This is a genomic window from Pseudomonas glycinae (assembly GCF_001594225.2).
Taxonomy (GTDB): domain Bacteria; phylum Pseudomonadota; class Gammaproteobacteria; order Pseudomonadales; family Pseudomonadaceae; genus Aquipseudomonas; species Aquipseudomonas glycinae.
This window is the reverse complement of the sequence record NZ_CP014205.2, coordinates 5,835,673-5,853,186: the sequence shown is the minus strand read 5'-3', so window position 1 is coordinate 5,853,186 and position 17,514 is coordinate 5,835,673. Positions and strand designations below refer to the sequence as shown.

Below are 17,514 nucleotides of genomic sequence, written 5' to 3'. Positions count from 1 at the left end.
GTCAGTTGGGTGGCAGGAGGAACCGCGCAATGACCGGCAAATGATCGGAAATGCGCAAGGTGTCGTCCTGCCGCACCGTGGCTTCGACCCGTTTGATCTTCGGACTGTAGAACAGGTAATCGACCGTGCGGTCCGGGCCGTTGAGGCCGGGGTCGTTGGGGTAATGGGTCAGCCACTTGGCGCGGTCGATGCCGCTGGCTTCGTTGTTGGTCGGGATCATCGGGTATTTGTCCCACAGCACATGCAGCGCACTGTCGGCGGAGTACGGCGTGCGCTGCTCGGTGGGCAGGCGCCGGTACTGGCCGAGCGGCAACAGATTGAAGTCACCCCCGATCAGCCACGGCGTGCCGTGGCTTTCGTGTTTGTCGAGAACCTTGGCCACCGCTGTCACCTGCGCCTGCAAGGTGTCGTCCGGTTGGGTGGCGCGATCCAGATGGGTGTTGAACACCACCAGTTGCCCGCCATCGCTGAGCGGCAGGGTGGTGGCGAGCAGGGCATCTTTCGGCTGGAACTGACGGCTGATGAGGTTCGCCGGCTGCACCGGCAATTGCAGGCGCTCGGCGTGTTCGATGCGGAAGCGGCTGAGGGTGGCGAGTTGCCGGCCGACGCTGCCGAAGATGTGCGGATCCGGGACGAAATCGGCCTTCCAGTCGAAGGCGTGGGCGCTGCACGGGTAGAGGTCGGTCAGACGCTCCTGCAACAGCTTGAGCTGGTTCTGGTAGTCGCTGGCCTTGGCGCCGTCATCCAGTTCCTGCAACAGCACCACGTCGGGCTGTTCGTCGCGGATCACCCGCGCCACTTCATCGAGGCTGAACGCCATGTCTTCCGGGGTCGGGGCTTCGTCGTCGCCTTGCGCCAGGTCATTCCAGAACACGTAGCGCTTGCCGGCCAGGTATTGCACGTTCCAGGTCATGACCTTCAGGGCCTGGCCGGGCACCAGCGTCGGCGGTTGACCGGTGCAACTGACCGGCAGGGTTTCCCGGGCGTCGGGGCGCCAGGTCAGGCTGTAGATCAGCGTGCCGATCAGGGCGAGGACGAACAGTGCGGGCAACAGGATGTAGCGCAGTAGACGGGTCATGGCTCGGCTTATAGCGATACGGAAGTGGTCCCGAGCATACCCGAGACCCATCGATCAGCCCAAGCTCGGTGCAGTCAGACTATTCCGTCACGTTTGTCGGGCAATTCGCTGATCAGCATGAACAGGCGGAACAGCACCACGCTGGTGAACAGTTGCAGGAAGCTGTGGCCGCTGTCGATCAGCACCGCGATCAACGGATTCTGTGGATCCGGATAGACCTGCAGGGTCAGGCCCTTGAGCAGCCACAACGGCCCCATCACACACAGGATGCACACCAGAATCCGCAGAAAATGCCCACGGCTCAGGCGCAGACTCTCCTTCATCGCCTGCAACGGACCGTAACCGCGCAGCACCAACAGGTATTCACCGAAGGCCAGAGTGACCATCAGCCACAGCCCCGGCAGGAAATACAGCGACAGCCCGAGCAGGATCAGCAAGGTGTTCAGCGCAGTGAGCACCGCGAAGCGCGGCCACAGGCGAGCGGCCATTGCCAGCAGATCGCGGGTTTGCGGGGATTCGCCGCGGGTGCGGGCGTCGAGAAACAGAATCAGCGCGGCGGTGTACAGCGGATACACCAGCAGGCCGACGATCACGCTGATGGCCGAGTAACCGTCCGGGTCGCTGGCATGGTCGACCACCTGTTGCAGCACGGCTTCGACAATCACCAGCGGCAGGCACAACTGGACGATCCGGCCCAGATTGCGTTTGAAGAAATACAGGGAGTCGCGCAGCACATCGAAGGCATTCATCAGTCGGTATCGCAGGTCAAAAACAGTGGCCCACTTTAACCGATGATCCGTTTCGCTGCGCAAACGTAAACGTTCGGTAAAGGTCATTGAAACATTATGTTGCTGCCTCCATTACAGAGGTGCGCCTCCTCCGACGTGGAGGAGGGCAACGTTATCCCCGGCAATCTACGAGGTCGCCATGAACAGCGAAGAACAAACCCTGATCGATGGACTGTTTTCCCGGCTGCAACAGGCCGAAACGGAGGCAGCCCCGCGCGACGCCCAGGCCGAGGCGCGGATCAAGGAACACCTGACGCGCCAGCCGGCCGCAGGTTATTTCATGACCCAGGCGATTCTGGTGCAGGAGGCTGCCCTCAAGAGCCTCGACGAACAGAACAAACAACTGACTCAACAGGTCAAGCAATTGCAGGCCGAGCTGCAATCGGCCAAGGCGCAGAGCGCGCCGCCGGCCTCCAGCGGTGGCGGCTTCCTGTCGAGCATCTTCGGTGGCAGCAGCTCGCGCCCGACGCCGACCCAGAGCGCACCGGCGTCCACCGGCGGCTGGCGTGAGCCGGCACCGCAGCAGAACTTCGGTGCACCCGCGCCGCAACAGAACTTCGGCGCGCCACCACCGGGTTATGGCCAGCAACAAGCGGCCCCGGCAGCCGGCAGCAGCTTCCTCGGCGGCGCCCTGAAAACGGCGGCCGGTGTGGCCGGTGGCGTGATGCTGGCGCAAGGCATCAGCAGCCTGTTCCATCACAACCAGCAGCCGGAAGAAATCGTCGAAGTCATCAAGGAAGAGCCGGCTCAAGTCAACGACCAGAGCAACAACGGCTGGGGTGATGATCAGCGCATGGCCAACAACGACTCCTACGGTAATGACCAGGGCGGCTTTACCGACACCGACTACAGCGATGACAACTCATCGTTCTTCGATGACGACGATTCCTTCGTCTGACTCACCATTCGTCCGGGGCGCCTGAGCGCCCCGGGCCGATTATTCGCGGAACCTTCCTTCGGGCTGGCATACTGAGCGCCTTTTTCGGGCCTGGTGCCTGATCCGGCTCATGCGCGTCAGCGCTCACAGGAACTCCGGTGAAAAAAATCGCAGTGTTCGCCGATGTGCAGAACCTCTACTACACCGTGCGTCAGGCCTATGGTTGCCACTTCAACTACGCGGCGCTGTGGGCGGATGTCAGCCAGCACGGGCAGATCGTCGAGGCCTACGCCTATGCCATCGACCGGGGCGACAGCAAACAGCAGCAGTTCCAGCAGATCCTGCGCAACCTCGGTTTCACCGTAAAACTCAAACCCTACATCCAGCGCAGCGACGGCTCGGCCAAGGGCGACTGGGACGTGGGCATCACCCTCGACATCATGGACGCCGCCGACCACGTCGACGAAATCGTCCTGGCCTCCGGTGATGGCGATTTCGACATGCTGCTCGAACGCATCATCAACAAACACGGCGTGCAAGCGGTGGCCTACGGCGTTCCCGGCCTGACCGCCAACTCGCTGATCCGCGCCGCCAGCCGTTACGTGCCGATCGAAGGCGCGCTGCTGTTGAAAAATTGAGCGCAAGCTCAAGACTTGATTTGGACGGAGTACCACCCGGTTTGGAACGCATTGCAGTCATCGACTTTGAAACTACCGGCATCTCGCCGAGCAGCAGCTGCCGGGCCACGGAAATTGCCGTGGTCATGCTGGAAAACGGCCGCATCGTCGAGCGTTACCAGAGCCTGATGAACGCCGGCGTCCGCGTCCCGGCCTTCATCGAACAACTCACCGGCATCAGCAACGCCATGTTGCGCACAGCGCCGTCGGCCGAGCGGGTGATGAACGAAGTCAACGAATTCGTCGGCTGCACACCCCTGCTGGCGCACAACGCCGCCTTCGACCAGAAGTTCTGGGACTTCGAACTGGGCCGGATCAAACGCACCCGCCTGCAGAACTTCGCCTGCTCGCTGCTGCTGGCCCGCCGCCTGATGCCGGCGGCGCCGAACCACAAGCTCGGTACGCTCACCACGTTTGCCCAGTTGCCGCATACCGGCCAGGCGCACAGGGCGATGGCGGATGCGGAGATGGCGGCGAATTTGCTGGCGCATCTGGCGGATGAGTTGCGGGGCAAGCATGGGGTGCGGGAGCTATCGCACGACTTGCTGTGCAAGTTGCAGAAAGTCCCGGCTGCCAAGGTCGGCGAGCACCTGCAACGCTATCGCTGATTTTCAGGCAAACACATTTCCCTGTTGATCGTTCCCACGTCGAGGCGTCGAACCGTCCGCGTGGGAATGCAGCCCGGGACGCTCCGCGTCCCTTCCAAAGCCGAACGCGGAGCGTCCGTTGAGGCATTCCCACGCAGAGCGTGGGAACGAGCGGGACGGGAAGGTTACTTTCCGTTCCCTTCGATATGCCCCAACGGCACCCGCTTCTCTATCGCACTCGACAACACGATCGACGTCTTGCTGAACCCGAATTTCGCCACCCGGTTGATCAGCTCTTCCAGCTCGGTCATCGAGCCCACGGCGGCCTGCATGATCACGCACGGGTCGCCGGTGACGCGGTGGCATTCAGTGAGTTGCGGAATTCTGATCAGTTCGTCGTACACCTTCGGGTTGCCGTGCTGGTTCAGGCGCAGTTCGATGACGCACTGGATCGGCAGGCCGAGCTTGGCCATGTCGACTTTGGCCGAGTAGCCGGTGATGACGCCGCTGGCCTCGAGTTTAGCCACGCGCTCGGCGACGGCGGGGGCGGAGAGGTTCACTTTGCGGGCGAGGTCGGCGTAGGACGCGCGACCGTTTTCGAGCAGGGCGCCGAGCAGCATGCGGTCGTATTTGTCCAAGGTCGGACTCCTGAAAATGCCAGACTTTCGAAATCGCGGTTTTGGCCGTCGATCTCCGTGTTTTCAAAAGTGTACCGGCGCTATAAACAGGTTTTGTAACTTATTTTTAGCGGTTGGCCTTTCTAGAATAACCCATCCCCTGAGTCTGACTTTCGAGCTGCCCATGTCTGCCTTGCGCCGTTTTTCCTTGCCGCTGATCGCTGCGTTTTTTGCGTTGTACGTGATTTGGGGATCGACCTATCTGGTGATCCGCATCGGCGTCGAGTACTGGCCGCCGCTGATGCTCGGCGGTGTGCGCTTCGTGATTGCCGGCACGCTGATGTACGCGTTCCTGCGCTGGCGCGGGGCACCGGCGCCGACCTGGGCGCAGTGGAAAGCGGCGGGGATCATCGGGATTTTGTTGCTGAGCTTCGGCAACGGCGCGGTGACCCTGGCCGAGCACAGCGGCGTGGCGTCGGGTGTTGCTGCGCTGGCGGTGGCGACCGTGCCGCTGTTCACTTTGCTCTGCGGTTATCTCTGGGGGGCGCGCAACACCCGCCTGGAGTGGGCCGGGGTGGTGATGGGGATTATCGGTATCGCGATGCTCAACATGGGCTCCAACCTGCAATCGAGTCCGCTGGGCGCGGCGTTGCTGATTTTCGCGGCGGCGAGCTGGGCGTTCGGTTCGGTGTGGAGCAAACATCTGCCGTTGCCTCAGGGCGCGATGGCCAGTGCCGTGGAAATGTTGGTCGGCGGCGTGGTGCTGTTGATCGGCAGCGCGGCGAGCGGTGAACACCTGCAGGCCATGCCGCCGCTGGAAGGCTGGCTGGCGCTGGCGTATCTGATCTTCTTCGGCTCGATCATCGCCTTCAACGCTTACATGTATCTGTTGAAAAACGTTCGTCCGGCGGCGGCCACCAGTTATGCCTACGTCAACCCGGCGGTGGCGGTGTTGCTGGGGATCGTGTTTGTCGGCGAGACCATCGGCATCGAAGAAGCGCTGGCAATGCTGGTGATCATTGGCGCGGTGGTGCTGATCAGTCTGCCGCAGTGGCGGCGTCCGGCGCGGCCGTCGGTGGTCAGCGAGCCGGCTGCCGCAGCGAAGGTCATAGCGACGGAGCAGCGTGCGAATTAGGGTAAACTGCGCGCCATCGCACACATGCTCTGATTTTTCCTACGGTACTCCCATGACTTTCGCCACCCTTGGCCTGATCGAACCCTTGCTGCGCTCCCTCGAGAAGCTCGGCTACCAGACCCCGACGCCGGTGCAGGCGCAAGCCATTCCGGCCGTGCTGGCCGGTCGCGACCTGATGGCCGCGGCCCAGACCGGCACCGGCAAGACCGCCGGTTTCGCTTTGCCGCTGCTGCAACTGCTGGCGATGGAAGGGCCGAAAGTCACCGCCAACTCGGTGCGCGCGCTGATTCTGGTGCCGACCCGCGAGCTGGCCGAGCAAGTTCACGAAGCCGTGCGCCAGTACGCTGAAAATCTGCCGCTACGCACGTACGCAGTGTATGGCGGCGTCAGCATCAACCCGCAAATGATGAAGCTGCGTGGCGGCGTCGATCTGCTGGTCGCGACGCCGGGCCGTCTGCTCGACCTGTTCCGTCAGAACGCGCTGAAATTCAACCAGCTGCAAACCCTGGTACTGGACGAAGCCGACCGCATGCTCGACCTGGGCTTTTCCGAGGAGCTGGCGAACATTTACCGCGCGCTGCCGAAGAAACGTCAGACGCTGCTGTTCTCCGCGACCTTCTCCGATGACATCCGCCTGCTGGCCGGGCAGATGCTCAACGACCCCCAGAGCATCGAAGTCAGCCCGCGCAACGTTGCGGCCAACACCGTCAAGCAGTGGGTGGTGACGGTAGACAAGAAGCGCAAGCCGGAACTGTTCGTGCACCTGATGCGCAAGAACAAGTGGAAGCAAGTGCTGGTGTTTGCCAAGACCCGTAATGGTGTGGACGCGTTGGTCGAGAAACTTCAGGGCCTGGGCGTGAACGCCGACGGCATCCACGGCGACAAGCCGCAAGCGACCCGGCAGCGGGCGCTGGATCGTTTCAAACTGAGCGAAGTGCAGATTCTGGTGGCCACCGACGTGGCGGCCCGTGGTCTGGATATCGAAGACCTGCCGCTGGTGGTCAACTTTGATCTGCCGATCGTTGCCGAGGATTACATTCACCGTATCGGCCGCACTGGCCGCGCGGGTTTGACCGGTGAGGCGATCTCGCTGGTGTGCGCTGATGAAGTGAACATGTTGTCGGCGATTGAAATGCTCACCCGCAGCACGTTGAAGCGCGAGATCGAACCGGACTTCGTGCCGGAACACCGCGTGCCGGACACCGATGCCAGTGGTCAGGTGATCAAGAAACCGAAGAAACCGAAAAAGCCCAAGGCTTCCGGTGGCGGCGGTGGCAAGCGCAATCTGGGCAAGTGGGTGGACAGCGGCGAGACTCAGGCGCCGGAGCCTTCGATCAAGCCTGTGCGCAAGGTGCCGGTGTTCAATACCGGGCCGCGTAAGCGTAAGCCATAAGGGCTGCGGCGAGTTTCAAGCTGCAAGCTACGAGTCAAGGGCGGTTTGTCGTTAGCTTTTGGCTTGTAGCTTGCCGCTGTTGTTGAGCCACTTCAGCATTCCAGCTCCGGCCGCCCGGCCGCTGGCAAAACACGCCGTCAGTAGGTAACCGCCAGTCGGCGCTTCCCAATCCAGCATTTCCCCCGCACAAAACACCCCCGGCAACGCCTTGAGCATCATCCGCTCATCCATCGCCTCGAACGTCACCCCGCCGGCACTACTGATCGCCTCATCCAGCGGCCGGGTTTTCACCAACGTCAGCGGCAAAGCCTTGATCGCCCGGGCCAAGAGTGCCGGATCGGCGAAGGTTGCGGCATCAGTGAGCTCTCGCAACAACGCCGCTTTCACCCCATCAATCCCCACCTGACTATGCAGATGCTTGGCCATCGAGCGCGAACCCCGTGGTTTGCTCAGTGCCGCCTGCAATTTATCCACAGGACGGCCGGGCAGCAGGTCGATGTGAATGGTCGCGGCACCGTGCACATTGATCGCCTCACGAATCGGCGCCGACAGCGCGTAAATCAGACTGCCCTCGATCCCGGTCGCGGTAATCACGCATTCACCCAGACGAGGGACGTCGTCGTTCAAACCGATGGCGATATTTTTCAACGGCGCGCCAGCGAATTTGCTGACCATCACTTCGCTCCAGGCCTGCACCTCGAAGCCGCAATTGCTTGGCTGCAAGGGCGCCAATCCTACGCCGCGCTGCTCCAGCGGCAGCATCCACGCGCCGTCGGAACCAAGCCGCGACCAGCTACCGCCGCCGAGGGCGAGCAAGGTGGCGTCGGGGTTGAGGGTTTTCTCGCCTTCCGGGCTGTCGATGCGCAGCGCGCCGTTTTCATCCCAGCCGAGCCAGCGGTGGCGGGTGTGGATAACCACGCCGCTGTCGCGCAGGCGCTTGAGCCAGGCGCGCAGCAATGGCGCGGCTTTCATGTCGGTGGGGAACACCCGGCCAGAGCTGCCGACGAAGGTTTCGATGCCCAACTCGTGAATCCAGCGGCACAGTGCATCGGCGTCGAACGCGCGCAACAGCGGGGCGATGTTCGGGGCGCGTTCGGCGTAGCGCGAGAGGAAGGCCGGCCAGGCTTCGGAATGGGTGATGTTCATGCCGCCGACCCCGGCCAGCAGGAACTTGCGGCCCACCGAGGGCATGCCGTCGTACAGGTCGACGCGGACTCCGCCCTGGCTCAGCACTTCGGCGGCCATCAGGCCGGCGGGGCCACCGCCGATGATGGCGACGTGAGCGGAAGGGGCGGCGGAAGTCTGGGTCATGGCAGCGGCAATAGCGTGGCGGAATAAGCCGCGCATTCTAGCAGCAGCGGCCATCGTCAGGCCTGATCAAAAAACAACCAGCGCGCTGCAGGCCATGTTCAGCATGGGCTGTAGTCCCTTTCGCTCAGGTTATCCACAGGCCGTTCCACAGCCATTGTGGGTAACGCAGCACAGCTCAATGACAACCCGATGACTGCCAGACGCGCTGCGCACTGTGATGCAGGATGCCGTGGCGGCGGGCGAGGGCGTGGCGATCTTTGCTGTAACCGCCGCCGATCACGCCGACCACCGGGATGTCGCGGCCCAGGCAGTGGCGCATCACGCTTTCATCGCGGGCGGCGACGCCTTCGTCAGTCAGTTGCAGATAACCGAGGGCGTCGTCCTTGTGCACATCGACGCCGGCGTCGTACAGCACCAGATCCGGCTGATACAGCGGCAGCAGATAGTTGAGCGCGTCGTCGACGACTTTCAGGTAATCGGCGTCGCCCATGCCGTTGGGCAGCGGAATGTCCCAGTCGCTTTCGGCCTTGCGTGCAGGAAAGTTCTTCTCGCAGTGCAGGGAAACAGTGATCGCTTCCGGGGTGTTGTGCAGAATTCGTGCAGTGCCGTCGCCCTGATGCACGTCGCAGTCGAAGATCAGCACCCGGTTCACCCGGCCGCTTTGCAGCAGGTAGTGGCTGATGATCGCCAGGTCATTGAAGATGCAGAACCCGGCAGGGTAATCGTAGTGGGCGTGATGGGTGCCGCCGGCCAGGTGACAGGCCAGGCCATGTTCCAGGGCTTTTTCCGCCGCGAGAATCGAACCGCCGACCGCCCGCACCGTGCGTCGGGCCAGCGCTTCGTTCCACGGCAGACCGAGGCGCCGCTGGTCTTCGCGGGACAACTCGCCACTCATGTAGCGTTCGATATAACCGCGGTCATGGGCCAGGGCGAGAATGTCGGCGGGGCACAGTTCAGGGCGCAGCAGGTCTTCGTCGCGGGTCAGGCCGCTGTCCACCAGGTGATCGCGCAGCAGGCGGAACTTGTCCATGGGGAAGCGGTGTTCCGCCGGGAATTCCGGGCTGTAGTCTTCGTGGTAGATCAGCGGCAACGGCATGGTGGACTATTCATAAAGGCTGCAGGAAAGAGTGCAAAGCCTAACAGCGATGTAGACTGACGGCATCAAGCGGAGGGGCGGGATGGAACCGATACTGGAGCTGGAAAGCGCAAGGCTGCTGATGCGCCAATGGCAGGACGAGGATTTGCCGGCGTTCGCGGCCATGTGTGCCGACCCGCAGGTGATGCGCTACTTCCCCGCGCCCTTGAGCCGGCTGGAAAGCGCCGCGCTGATCGGCCGGGTACGCGGGCATTTTGCCGAGCACGGTTACGGCCTGTGGGCGCTGGAGCGCAAGGACAGCGGCGAGTTCATCGGTTTTACCGGGCTCGGCGTGGTCGGCTTCGATGCGCCGTTCACCCCGGCGGTGGAAATCGGCTGGCGGCTGGCCAAGGAACACTGGGGCCTCGGTTATGCCAGCGAAGCGGCGTGGACCGCGCTGCGCTGCGGTTTTGACCGGTTGGCCCTGAAGGAGATCGTGTCTTTCACCGCGCAGAGCAATCTGCCGTCGGAAAAAGTCATGCAGGCGATCGGCATGCATCACGATCCAGCCGACGATTTTGATCATCCGAAACTGGCGGTCGACCATCCGCTGCGTCGACATGTGTTGTACCGCATCACCCGGGAGCAATGGCTGCAGACCTTGCATGGCTAAGCCGACACGGACGTTTACAATGGCGCGATCAGTGGCTCGCGCCAGAATCTGAATTGGCCGCCGCAGCCAGGACTGCGCGGCATAGCGTTGTGTGAGGAGAGTCTGAATGAGCCAAGTGTTGGAAGATCTGGTGGATCTGCTGACCCTCGAACCGATCGAGGAAAACCTGTTCCGTGGTCGCAGTCAGGATCTGGGATTTCGCCAGTTGTTCGGCGGCCAGGTGCTCGGCCAGTCGCTGTCGGCGGCCAGTCAGACCGTTGAAGAAGCGCGTCATGTGCATTCGATGCACGGTTATTTCCTGCGTCCGGGCGATGCCAAGTTACCGGTGGTCTACTCGGTTGACCGCGTGCGCGACGGCGGCAGTTTCAGCACCCGCCGCGTGACGGCGATCCAGAAAGGCCACCCGATTTTTACCTGCAGCGCTTCGTTTCAGTACGACGAAGAAGGCTTTGAACACCAGAGCCAGATGCCGCAAGTGGTCGGCCCGGAAAACCTGCCGTCGGAGCTGGAACTGACCCAGCAACGCGCGCACCTGATCCCGGAACACATGCGCGAAAAGCTGTTGTGCCCCAAGCCGATCGAAGTGCGCCCGGTCACTGAAAAAGACCCGTATAACCCGCAACCGGCAGATCCGATCAAGTACGTGTGGTTCCGTGCCGATGGCGCGTTGGCCGACATCCCGGCGCTGCACAAATATCTGCTGGCCTACGCCTCGGACTTCGGTCTGCTGACCACCTCGATGCTGCCCCACGGCAAATCGGTCTGGCAGAAAGACATGCAGGTCGCCAGCCTCGACCACGCGTTGTGGTTCCACAACGATCTGCGCGCCGATGACTGGTTGCTCTACGCCATGGACAGCCCATGGGCCGGCAACTCTCGCGGGTTCTCCCGTGGCAGCGTGTTCAACCGCGCCGGGCAACTGGTGGCGTCGGTGACCCAGGAAGGCCTGATCCGTCATCGCAAGGACTGGGAATGAGTCTGGCGGAGGTGCGGCACTGGGTGTTCGACATGGACGGCACCCTGACCGTCGCCGTGCACGACTTCGCGGCGATTCGCGTGGCGCTGGCGATCCCGCCGGAGGATGACATCCTCACCCACCTCGCGGCGTTGCCTGCCGAGGAAGCAGCGGCGAAACACGCGTGGCTGCTGGAACATGAGCGGGATCTGGCGCTCGGCTCGACCCCGGCGGTCGGCGCCGTGGAGCTGGTGCGCGACCTGCACGCTCGGGGTTATCGCCTCGGCATCCTGACCCGCAATGCGCGGGAGCTGGCCCATGTGACGCTGGAGGCCATCGGCCTGGCCGACTGCTTCGCGGTGGACGATGTGCTGGGCCGCGATGAAGCACAGCCAAAACCGCATCCGGGGGGGCTACTGAAACTGGCCGAGGCCTGGCAAGTGCCGGCGAGCGAGATGGTGATGGTCGGTGATTACCGCTTCGACCTCGATTGCGGTCGTGCCGCGGGTGCGCGCACGGTGCTGGTGAATCTGCCGGACAATCCGTGGCCGGAGTTGACCGACTGGCATGCGAAGGATTGTGTGGAGTTGCGGCAGATGTTGTTCGCCTGATTCATCGGTTGTCGGAGCGGGCCCCATCGCTGGCAAGCCAGCTCCCACAGGGATTTGTAGCGGATTCAGAATTTGCATTCACGCAAGTCATTGTGGGAGCTGGCTTGCCAGCGATGAGGCCAGATCAAACCACACCAGACTTATTGCTCGAACAGTGCTTTCTGGCCTTCCGGCGAGGTCAGCATGCCGTCGCCGTTATGCCCGACGCCGGGCACTTCGACCAGGCGCTGATTCACCCCTTCAGGGTGGCGACGCAGCAAGTAACCGAAAAACAGCTTGCCGCGTTCCAGTCGATAAGCCCCCTGGGCTTTGGCGGCGCAACTCTTGTCCAGCGCCGGATGTTGCGGGTCGGTGTCCTGCTGGCCCAGCAGATAAATTACCTCGCGTTTGACGTAACGGCCTTCAAGCTGCGCAGGCGTTTGCCCGCCCGCGTAAATCGGCGGGTCCACCAAACCGTACTTCCAGCGGTTGAAACCCGGACACTTGGCATGATCGAAGGCCACCGGGCGTTGCTCATTGAAGTAGGCGTACGACGACGGATTGGCGACTACATAACGCAAGCGAATGCCTTCGGTCTTGAGCGCCGGTTGTTCCTGGGCCAGCAGCGCATAACGCTGCACCACCTGCGCGCCGCCGGAGTGGCCGAAGATCACGATCTGCTTCACGTCCGGAAACTGCTTGCGATCGCTCAGCCGCCCGACGATTTCGTCCAGTGCGGCGTAGGAACTCAGCGGGTTCGGCCCTGTGGATAACCCGCCGCCCATCCAGTCGTTGCCTTGCCAGCGCAGCACGCTGGCGGGTAACGAGTAGAGCGCCACATCGCTTTCGTTGAGAAACTGCGGGGCGATCACCAGGGTGTTGGCGGTTTGCCCGGCCAGTTCCGCCGCGGCTTCGCCGCTTTTGCGATAGGTCTCGGCGTTACGCAGACGGCCATGAATGACGATCAGCACGCGCTCGATTTTCGCCGGCGCCGGGCCGATGCCCACTGCCATTTCGCCGGCCTGCAATTGCAGGCGCCCGGGACTGATTGCGTCGACGCCGGCCGCTTGGGCGGTGCCGCCGATGAACAGTAAAGCCAACAGCCATTTATGCATTTACAGGTTTTTCGCCGCAAAGGTATCGCACTGGCCGACCTGGCCCTGGGCGAATCCGGTTTTGAACCAGCGCACCCTTTGCGCCGACGTACCGTGAGTAAACGAGTCCGGCACCACACGGCCCTGACCCTGTTGTTGCAGGCGATCATCACCGATGGCGTTCGCCGCGTTCAAGGCTTCTTCGATATCGCCCGGTTCCAGCCAGTTCAGACGCTTCTGCGCGTTGTAGGCCCAGACCCCGGCCAGACAATCGGCTTGCAGTTCCTGACGCACCAGCAGACCGCCGTCACCTTCCATCTGCCGGCCTTGCTGGCGGGCTGTCTGAATTTTCGCCGAGACGCCGAGAAGCGTCTGCACATGGTGTCCGACTTCGTGAGCGATCACGTAGGCCTGAGCGAAGTCGCCGGCGGCCTTGAAGCGTTGGGTCATTTCCTGGAAGAACGCCATGTCGAGATAGACTTTCTGGTCCGCCGGGCAATAGAACGGGCCGGTGGCCGAGGTCGCCAGACCGCAGGCGGAATTGACCCGGTTGCTGAACAGCACCAGGGTCGGATCCTTATATTGCCGGCCGGCCTGCTGGAAGATCGCGCCCCAGGTGTCTTCGGTGTCGCCGAGGATCGAGCGCACGAATTCGGCCTGTTCATCGTTGGCCGGCGGTGCCTGACGGGTTTGCGAAGTGGGTGCCGTTTGTTCAGTCATCTGCCCGGTGAGCTGGCCGAGGATCTGCAGCGGGTCCTGGCCGGTGATCCAGCCGATGCCGACGATCAGCAGGATCGCCCCGAGACTCAGCCCCTTGCCACCGCCGAAGCGCATGCCACCGCCACCACCCATGTCATCGCCACGGGCATCGACGACGTTGTCACTGCGTCGGCCTTTTTTCCATAGCATGTGGGAATCCTCTGTCTGATCGTGGTGATGAGTGTTGCTGGTGTGTGAGTGTGGCGCCAGTCCGGTCGTCCGTCTATTCGTACACACGCACAAAGGCCCGGCCTCGGGGTGACGAGGTCGGGCCTGCTATTGACGAGCGCGAGCGCCGGGAATTCAATTCGCCGACGGATTTCTTTCGCCGGGTCAGGTATCAGCGGTCGAAGGCATCCCACACCGGCGCGAAGTCCGGGCTAACCTGACGTTCGCGCTTGGGCAGCGCGGCGATTAGCGCTCGGTCGTCATCATCCAGTTCGACCTTCAGCGAGGCCAGGTTGGCCAGTTGATTGGTCTTGCTGCTGGCCTTGGGAATCGCCGCGACGTTGTCCTGATCCAGCAGCCACTTCAGCGCCACCTGAGTCGGCAGTACACCGTGTTTTTCGGCGATCTGCTGAATCTGTGGAATCTCCGAGACCTTGTTGCGCGCCAGTGGCGTGTAGGCCGTCAGCGCCAGATCGTGTTGACGGGCGTAGTCGAGCAGGGCGTTTTGTCCGAGCAGGACGTGGTACTCGACCTGAATGGCTGACAGAGGGGTGCCGTATTCCTCGACTACTTTGCGCAGCAGCGGCAGCGGAAAATTCGCCACACCGATGTTGCGAGCCAGACCTTGCTCCTTGAACGACGCAAGGGTTTCGAGGGTGCGCGGCAAATCCCAGTCGGTGCTCGGCCAATGGATCATGAACAGGTCGACGTACTCGCTGCGCAACGCCTTGAGGCTGCGATCCAGCGAGTGACGCATGGCGTCCGGTTGCAACTGGTCCCACCAGACCTTGGTGGTGACGTGGATCTGCTCGCGGGGTGTCGGCGTATTCGCCAGGGCCTGTCCGACGGCGTCTTCGTTGTTGTAGGCCGCTGCCGTGTCGATGTGTCGGTAACCGAGTTCCAGCGCTTGCTCCACGGCGCGGGTGCATTCGTCGCCGAGCATCGGCCAGGTGCCGAGGCCGAGTTTTGGCAGGTTCAGTCCTTGTCTGTTAACGATGTGCTGCATGGTCGATCTCCTGTTCGAAAGCCGTGACGCCCGCCAAGTGCCGGGCTGCGATGTAACCGAAAGTCAGGGCTGGGCCGAGGTTGATCCCGCCCGCCGGATAATGCCCGCCCATGATGCTGGCCATGTCGCCACCGGCCGCGTACAGCCCGGTGATGGGCCGGTCTTCGGCGTCGAGCACTTGCGCATGCGGGTTGACCTTGAGCCCGGCGAAGGTGCCGAAACAGCCGGGCTGAACCTTCACCGCGTAGAACGGGCCTTGTTCGATAGGCGCCACGCACGGATTGGGTTGTTGCGCCGGATCGCCCTGTTTGCGGTTGTACGGCGTCGAGCCGCGACCGAACAGCGGGTCTTCGCCGTGCCGGGCATGGTGGTTGTAGTCATGGAGAGTGGCGCGTAAACCGTTCGGATCGATGCCGCATGCGGTGGCCAATTCCTCAAGGGTATTGCCGGTTTTCAGATAGCCGCTGCGGATAAAACCTGACACCGGAACCGGAAACGGCCGAGACATGCCGAGCCCGTAACGCCGCTGGAACGCGCGGGTGCAGATCAGCCAGGACGCGACCTCTTCGCCCTCGGGGGCGGCGGCGACCATGGCGCTGACGTAGTCGTAATAGCCGTTTGCTTCGTTGACGAAGCGCTGGCCGTTGCGCAGCACGCCGATGACGCCCGGTTTGCCACGTTCGATGATGTGTGGGAAATGGCCGATGCTGCCGTCGGAATGTGGCACCTGCGAGACCGGCGCCCACGCCACGGGCGAGGCCAAATCGGTGTTGACCCGGCCCCCAGCGGTTTCGCCCAGTCGCAGACCGTCGCCATTGACTGCCAGCGGAGGCAGCGCCCAATGTTCGTGACCGGTGGGCGTGCGCGGGAACAAGGCCTTGCGCCGCTCGATGTCGTTGGCAAATCCGCCGGCCGCGAGCACCACGCCCTTGCGCGCATGGACAGTGACCGGGCCTTTCGCGGTGTGCACGCGAGCGCCGGTGATGCGTGATTCGTCGCGCAGCAGTTCAGTCACTGGCGCCGATTCCCACAGCAGTACGCCGAGGTCTTCGGCGGACTTCGCCAGCCGTGCGACCAGCGCCACGCCGTTGACCAGTTGTATCGCCCGGCCATGCAGCGCCAGATCCAGCAGGTGGCGAGTGAAACGCCGGGTCACGTGCCAGGCTGCCGACAACGAGCGAGTCAGATTGAGAAACGCCGACAGGTCCGCACCGGCCATGATCGGCATGCCCATGAACGATGTTTCGCGCATCGTTGTACGAAGACGCTTGAGCAGGCGCCCGACCTTTCGCCCGTCATAGGGGGCGGCAATCACCGAGCGTCCGCCGGTGCCGGCGCCCGGTGTTTCACCGTGGATGTCGGCGATGGCGTTGCCGTCGGCGAATTGCAGGGCGGTTTGCTGTTCGAAGAACGCCACCATGCGCGGGCCGGCTTCAAGGAAGGCGTCGATCATGGCCGGGTCGTAGTGCTCGCCGAGTTCGTGGCGCAGATAGGTGCGCGGCAATTCCACGTCTTCGACGATCCCGGCACGCCGGGCCAGCGGGTTGCGCGGCACCCACGCCCAGCCGCCGGACCACGCGGTGGCGCCGCCGAACACCGGATCCTTTTCCACCACGATGACCTTCAAGCCATGCCAGGCGGCGGTGACGGCGGCCGACAAACCGGCGGCGCCGGAGCCGACCACCAGAACGTCGCAGTCGATATCGGGAAGGGCAGGCATCAGCAAGGGCTCCAGCAATCAATTATTTTTAGAATCGTGTTCCAGAAAATAACCAGTGCGGAGGAAGCACATCAACTGACTGACGCGCAAAGTGGGCGGTTATCGGACGCCGGGTTCCAGATTTCGCATTCCTAGGGTTGTCTTCTAGAATCGGCGAAATTTCACCGAGAGCGCACCATGGCCGGCAGTCAAATCGAACGGGTTTTCAGCGTGCTGGAAAGCCTCACCAGTGAACCGCGCGGGCTGCCGATGCAGACCCTGGCCGAGCAACTGGACATTCCGAAGAGCGCGACGCACCGCCTGCTCGCCGAGCTGATTCGCCTGGGTTACGTGCGGCAGAATCCGGAGACATTGCGCTATCACCTGTCGACCAAACTGGTTGCGATGGGCTTTCAATATCTGTCGAGCAGCGGTGCCGACATCGTGCAGCCGGTGCTTGATCGTCTGGCTCAGGAAACCGGGGAGCTGGTGCGTCTGGGCGTGATCGACGGTGAGCGCCAGACCTGGATCGCCAAGGCCCAGGGCGCGCGCATCGGTCTGCGTTACGACCCGGACATGGGCCGCGACGCGCCGCTGTTCTACACCGCGTCGGGCCATGCGTGGCTGGCGTGCATGAGCGATGCCGAGGCGTTATCGCTGGTCGAGCGCCAGGGCGCGGAGGTGCCGGCGGATATCGGGCCCAACGCGCCGCGCTCCAATATTGAACTGCTCGAACGCCTGCGCGTGGCCCGGGAACAGGGCTATGCCTGTGTCGAGGAAAGCTCGGCGGTAGGCACTTCGGCGATTGCCGCCGTGGTGAAACATCCCGCCGATGGCCGGGTGATTGGCGTGCTCAGCATCGCCGGCCCAAGCGCCCGCATGCCGGGGGCGCGATTGCATGAACTGGCGCCGTTGCTACTGACGTTTACCGAGGAATTGTCGGCAGCCAGCCTGGCCTCGGAGTTGTTCGTTTAAACAAAGCTGTGCGCTGTTCGCCCACTTTTCAATCAGGTGGGTGGGATAATCTGGAAC

18 protein-coding genes are annotated in these 17,514 nt (G+C 62.9%); 9 read left to right on the top strand and 9 right to left on the bottom strand.

The window, feature by feature from the left end; all coding sequences use genetic code 11:
* Window position 1: 1 nt before the first annotated feature.
* Together AWU82_RS26710 and AWU82_RS26705 are read right to left on the bottom strand one after the other, a co-directional pair.
* On the bottom strand, window positions 2–1,078 hold the full coding sequence (locus AWU82_RS26710; RefSeq protein ID WP_064382152.1) for an endonuclease/exonuclease/phosphatase family protein: 1,077 nt from the start codon (window positions 1,076–1,078) through the stop codon (window positions 2–4).
* Between the two features lie 74 nt (window positions 1,079–1,152).
* Window positions 1,153–1,827, bottom strand: a complete 675-nt coding sequence (locus tag AWU82_RS26705; protein ID WP_223290661.1) for a YciC family protein — start codon at window positions 1,825–1,827, stop codon at window positions 1,153–1,155.
* A gap of 178 nt (window positions 1,828–2,005) precedes the next feature.
* Here AWU82_RS26705 and AWU82_RS26700 point away from each other — a divergent pair, with 178 nt between their 5' ends.
* The 3 genes from AWU82_RS26700 (at window position 2,006) to AWU82_RS26690 (ending at window position 4,028) form a co-directional block, all read left to right on the top strand.
* A complete protein-coding gene (locus AWU82_RS26700) occupies window positions 2,006–2,764 on the top strand; it encodes a DUF2076 domain-containing protein (protein WP_064382150.1) in 759 nt (252 codons plus the stop codon).
* A gap of 137 nt (window positions 2,765–2,901) precedes the next feature.
* Complete coding sequence (locus tag AWU82_RS26695; protein ID WP_007958730.1) at window positions 2,902–3,381, top strand: NYN domain-containing protein; 480 nt, start codon at window positions 2,902–2,904, stop codon at window positions 3,379–3,381.
* Window positions 3,382–3,422: 41 nt separating this feature from the next.
* Window positions 3,423–4,028, top strand: a complete 606-nt coding sequence (locus AWU82_RS26690; protein WP_064382149.1) for a 3'-5' exonuclease — start codon at window positions 3,423–3,425, stop codon at window positions 4,026–4,028.
* Between the two features lie 164 nt (window positions 4,029–4,192).
* Here the strand turns inward: AWU82_RS26690 and AWU82_RS26685 are convergent, their stop codons facing one another.
* Window positions 4,193–4,645: an Lrp/AsnC family transcriptional regulator gene (locus tag AWU82_RS26685; protein ID WP_064382148.1), complete on the bottom strand. Its 453-nt coding sequence runs from the start codon at window positions 4,643–4,645 to the stop codon at window positions 4,193–4,195.
* A 163-nt stretch (window positions 4,646–4,808) separates the two neighbouring features.
* On the opposite strand from AWU82_RS26685, the gene yedA reads away from it, so the two are divergent.
* Both yedA and rhlE1 read left to right on the top strand, forming a co-directional pair.
* Window positions 4,809–5,759 (top strand): drug/metabolite exporter YedA, encoded by a 951-nt coding sequence (yedA, locus tag AWU82_RS26680; RefSeq protein ID WP_064382147.1) that lies wholly within the window; start codon window positions 4,809–4,811, stop codon window positions 5,757–5,759.
* A 52-nt stretch (window positions 5,760–5,811) separates the two neighbouring features.
* Window positions 5,812–7,152, top strand: a complete 1,341-nt coding sequence (gene rhlE1, locus AWU82_RS26675; protein WP_064382146.1) for an RNA helicase RhlE1 — start codon at window positions 5,812–5,814, stop codon at window positions 7,150–7,152.
* A 51-nt stretch (window positions 7,153–7,203) separates the two neighbouring features.
* Here the strand turns inward: rhlE1 and AWU82_RS26670 are convergent, their stop codons facing one another.
* Window positions 7,204–8,463, bottom strand: coding sequence for a TIGR03862 family flavoprotein (locus tag AWU82_RS26670; protein WP_064382145.1), 1,260 nt, complete (start codon window positions 8,461–8,463; stop codon window positions 7,204–7,206).
* A 175-nt stretch (window positions 8,464–8,638) separates the two neighbouring features.
* The gene (locus tag AWU82_RS26665) at window positions 8,639–9,559 is read right to left on the bottom strand and encodes a histone deacetylase family protein (RefSeq protein ID WP_064382144.1); all 921 of its coding nucleotides are present in this window, start codon (window positions 9,557–9,559) and stop codon (window positions 8,639–8,641) included.
* A gap of 82 nt (window positions 9,560–9,641) precedes the next feature.
* On the opposite strand from AWU82_RS26665, the gene AWU82_RS26660 reads away from it, so the two are divergent.
* The 3 genes from AWU82_RS26660 to AWU82_RS26650 all read left to right on the top strand — a co-directional run bounded on the left by AWU82_RS26660 (window position 9,642) and on the right by AWU82_RS26650 (window position 11,777).
* A complete protein-coding gene (locus tag AWU82_RS26660) occupies window positions 9,642–10,211 on the top strand; it encodes a GNAT family N-acetyltransferase (RefSeq protein ID WP_064382143.1) in 570 nt (189 codons plus the stop codon).
* Window positions 10,212–10,317: 106 nt separating this feature from the next.
* Window positions 10,318–11,187 (top strand): acyl-CoA thioesterase II, encoded by an 870-nt coding sequence (gene tesB, locus AWU82_RS26655; protein WP_064382142.1) that lies wholly within the window; start codon window positions 10,318–10,320, stop codon window positions 11,185–11,187.
* Complete coding sequence (locus AWU82_RS26650) at window positions 11,184–11,777, top strand: HAD family hydrolase (RefSeq protein ID WP_064382141.1); 594 nt, start codon at window positions 11,184–11,186, stop codon at window positions 11,775–11,777. The genes tesB and AWU82_RS26650 overlap by 4 nt, the downstream gene beginning before the upstream one ends.
* A gap of 140 nt (window positions 11,778–11,917) precedes the next feature.
* Here the strand turns inward: AWU82_RS26650 and AWU82_RS26645 are convergent, their stop codons facing one another.
* From AWU82_RS26645 to AWU82_RS26630, 4 genes are all read right to left on the bottom strand, one after another.
* On the bottom strand, window positions 11,918–12,871 hold the full coding sequence (locus AWU82_RS26645; RefSeq protein ID WP_064382140.1) for an alpha/beta hydrolase family protein: 954 nt from the start codon (window positions 12,869–12,871) through the stop codon (window positions 11,918–11,920).
* Window positions 12,872–13,759, bottom strand: a complete 888-nt coding sequence (gene ypfJ, locus AWU82_RS26640) for a KPN_02809 family neutral zinc metallopeptidase (protein WP_064382139.1) — start codon at window positions 13,757–13,759, stop codon at window positions 12,872–12,874.
* 190 nt (window positions 13,760–13,949) lie between these two features.
* The gene (locus AWU82_RS26635; RefSeq protein WP_064382138.1) at window positions 13,950–14,783 is read right to left on the bottom strand and encodes an aldo/keto reductase; all 834 of its coding nucleotides are present in this window, start codon (window positions 14,781–14,783) and stop codon (window positions 13,950–13,952) included.
* Window positions 14,767–16,503, bottom strand: a complete 1,737-nt coding sequence (locus AWU82_RS26630) for an FAD-dependent oxidoreductase (RefSeq protein WP_064382137.1) — start codon at window positions 16,501–16,503, stop codon at window positions 14,767–14,769. Before AWU82_RS26630 ends, AWU82_RS26635 begins: the two co-directional genes overlap by 17 nt.
* A 177-nt stretch (window positions 16,504–16,680) precedes the next feature.
* On the opposite strand from AWU82_RS26630, the gene AWU82_RS26625 reads away from it, so the two are divergent.
* A complete protein-coding gene (locus AWU82_RS26625; RefSeq protein ID WP_064382136.1) occupies window positions 16,681–17,457 on the top strand; it encodes an IclR family transcriptional regulator in 777 nt (258 codons plus the stop codon).
* Window positions 17,458–17,514 lie beyond the last annotated feature (57 nt).

Excerpts from the sequence above, each read along its gene's own strand:
- AWU82_RS26710 (WP_064382152.1), bottom strand. The coding sequence starts at position 1,078 with ATGACCCGTCTACTGCGCTACATCCTGTTGCCCGCACTGTTCGTCCTC.
- AWU82_RS26705 (WP_223290661.1), bottom strand. The coding sequence starts at position 1,827 with ATGAATGCCTTCGATGTGCTGCGCGACTCCCTGTATTTCTTCAAACGC.
- AWU82_RS26700 (WP_064382150.1), top strand. The coding sequence starts at position 2,006 with ATGAACAGCGAAGAACAAACCCTGATCGATGGACTGTTTTCCCGGCTG.
- yedA (WP_064382147.1), top strand. The coding sequence starts at position 4,809 with ATGTCTGCCTTGCGCCGTTTTTCCTTGCCGCTGATCGCTGCGTTTTTT.
- rhlE1 (WP_064382146.1), top strand. The coding sequence starts at position 5,812 with ATGACTTTCGCCACCCTTGGCCTGATCGAACCCTTGCTGCGCTCCCTC.
- AWU82_RS26670 (WP_064382145.1), bottom strand. The coding sequence starts at position 8,463 with ATGACCCAGACTTCCGCCGCCCCTTCCGCTCACGTCGCCATCATCGGC.
- AWU82_RS26665 (WP_064382144.1), bottom strand. The coding sequence starts at position 9,559 with ATGCCGTTGCCGCTGATCTACCACGAAGACTACAGCCCGGAATTCCCG.
- AWU82_RS26660 (WP_064382143.1), top strand. The coding sequence starts at position 9,642 with ATGGAACCGATACTGGAGCTGGAAAGCGCAAGGCTGCTGATGCGCCAA.
- tesB (WP_064382142.1), top strand. The coding sequence starts at position 10,318 with ATGAGCCAAGTGTTGGAAGATCTGGTGGATCTGCTGACCCTCGAACCG.
- AWU82_RS26650 (WP_064382141.1), top strand. The coding sequence starts at position 11,184 with ATGAGTCTGGCGGAGGTGCGGCACTGGGTGTTCGACATGGACGGCACC.
- AWU82_RS26645 (WP_064382140.1), bottom strand. The coding sequence starts at position 12,871 with ATGCATAAATGGCTGTTGGCTTTACTGTTCATCGGCGGCACCGCCCAA.
- ypfJ (WP_064382139.1), bottom strand. The coding sequence starts at position 13,759 with ATGCTATGGAAAAAAGGCCGACGCAGTGACAACGTCGTCGATGCCCGT.
- AWU82_RS26635 (WP_064382138.1), bottom strand. The coding sequence starts at position 14,783 with ATGCAGCACATCGTTAACAGACAAGGACTGAACCTGCCAAAACTCGGC.
- AWU82_RS26630 (WP_064382137.1), bottom strand. The coding sequence starts at position 16,503 with ATGCCTGCCCTTCCCGATATCGACTGCGACGTTCTGGTGGTCGGCTCC.
- AWU82_RS26625 (WP_064382136.1), top strand. The coding sequence starts at position 16,681 with ATGGCCGGCAGTCAAATCGAACGGGTTTTCAGCGTGCTGGAAAGCCTC.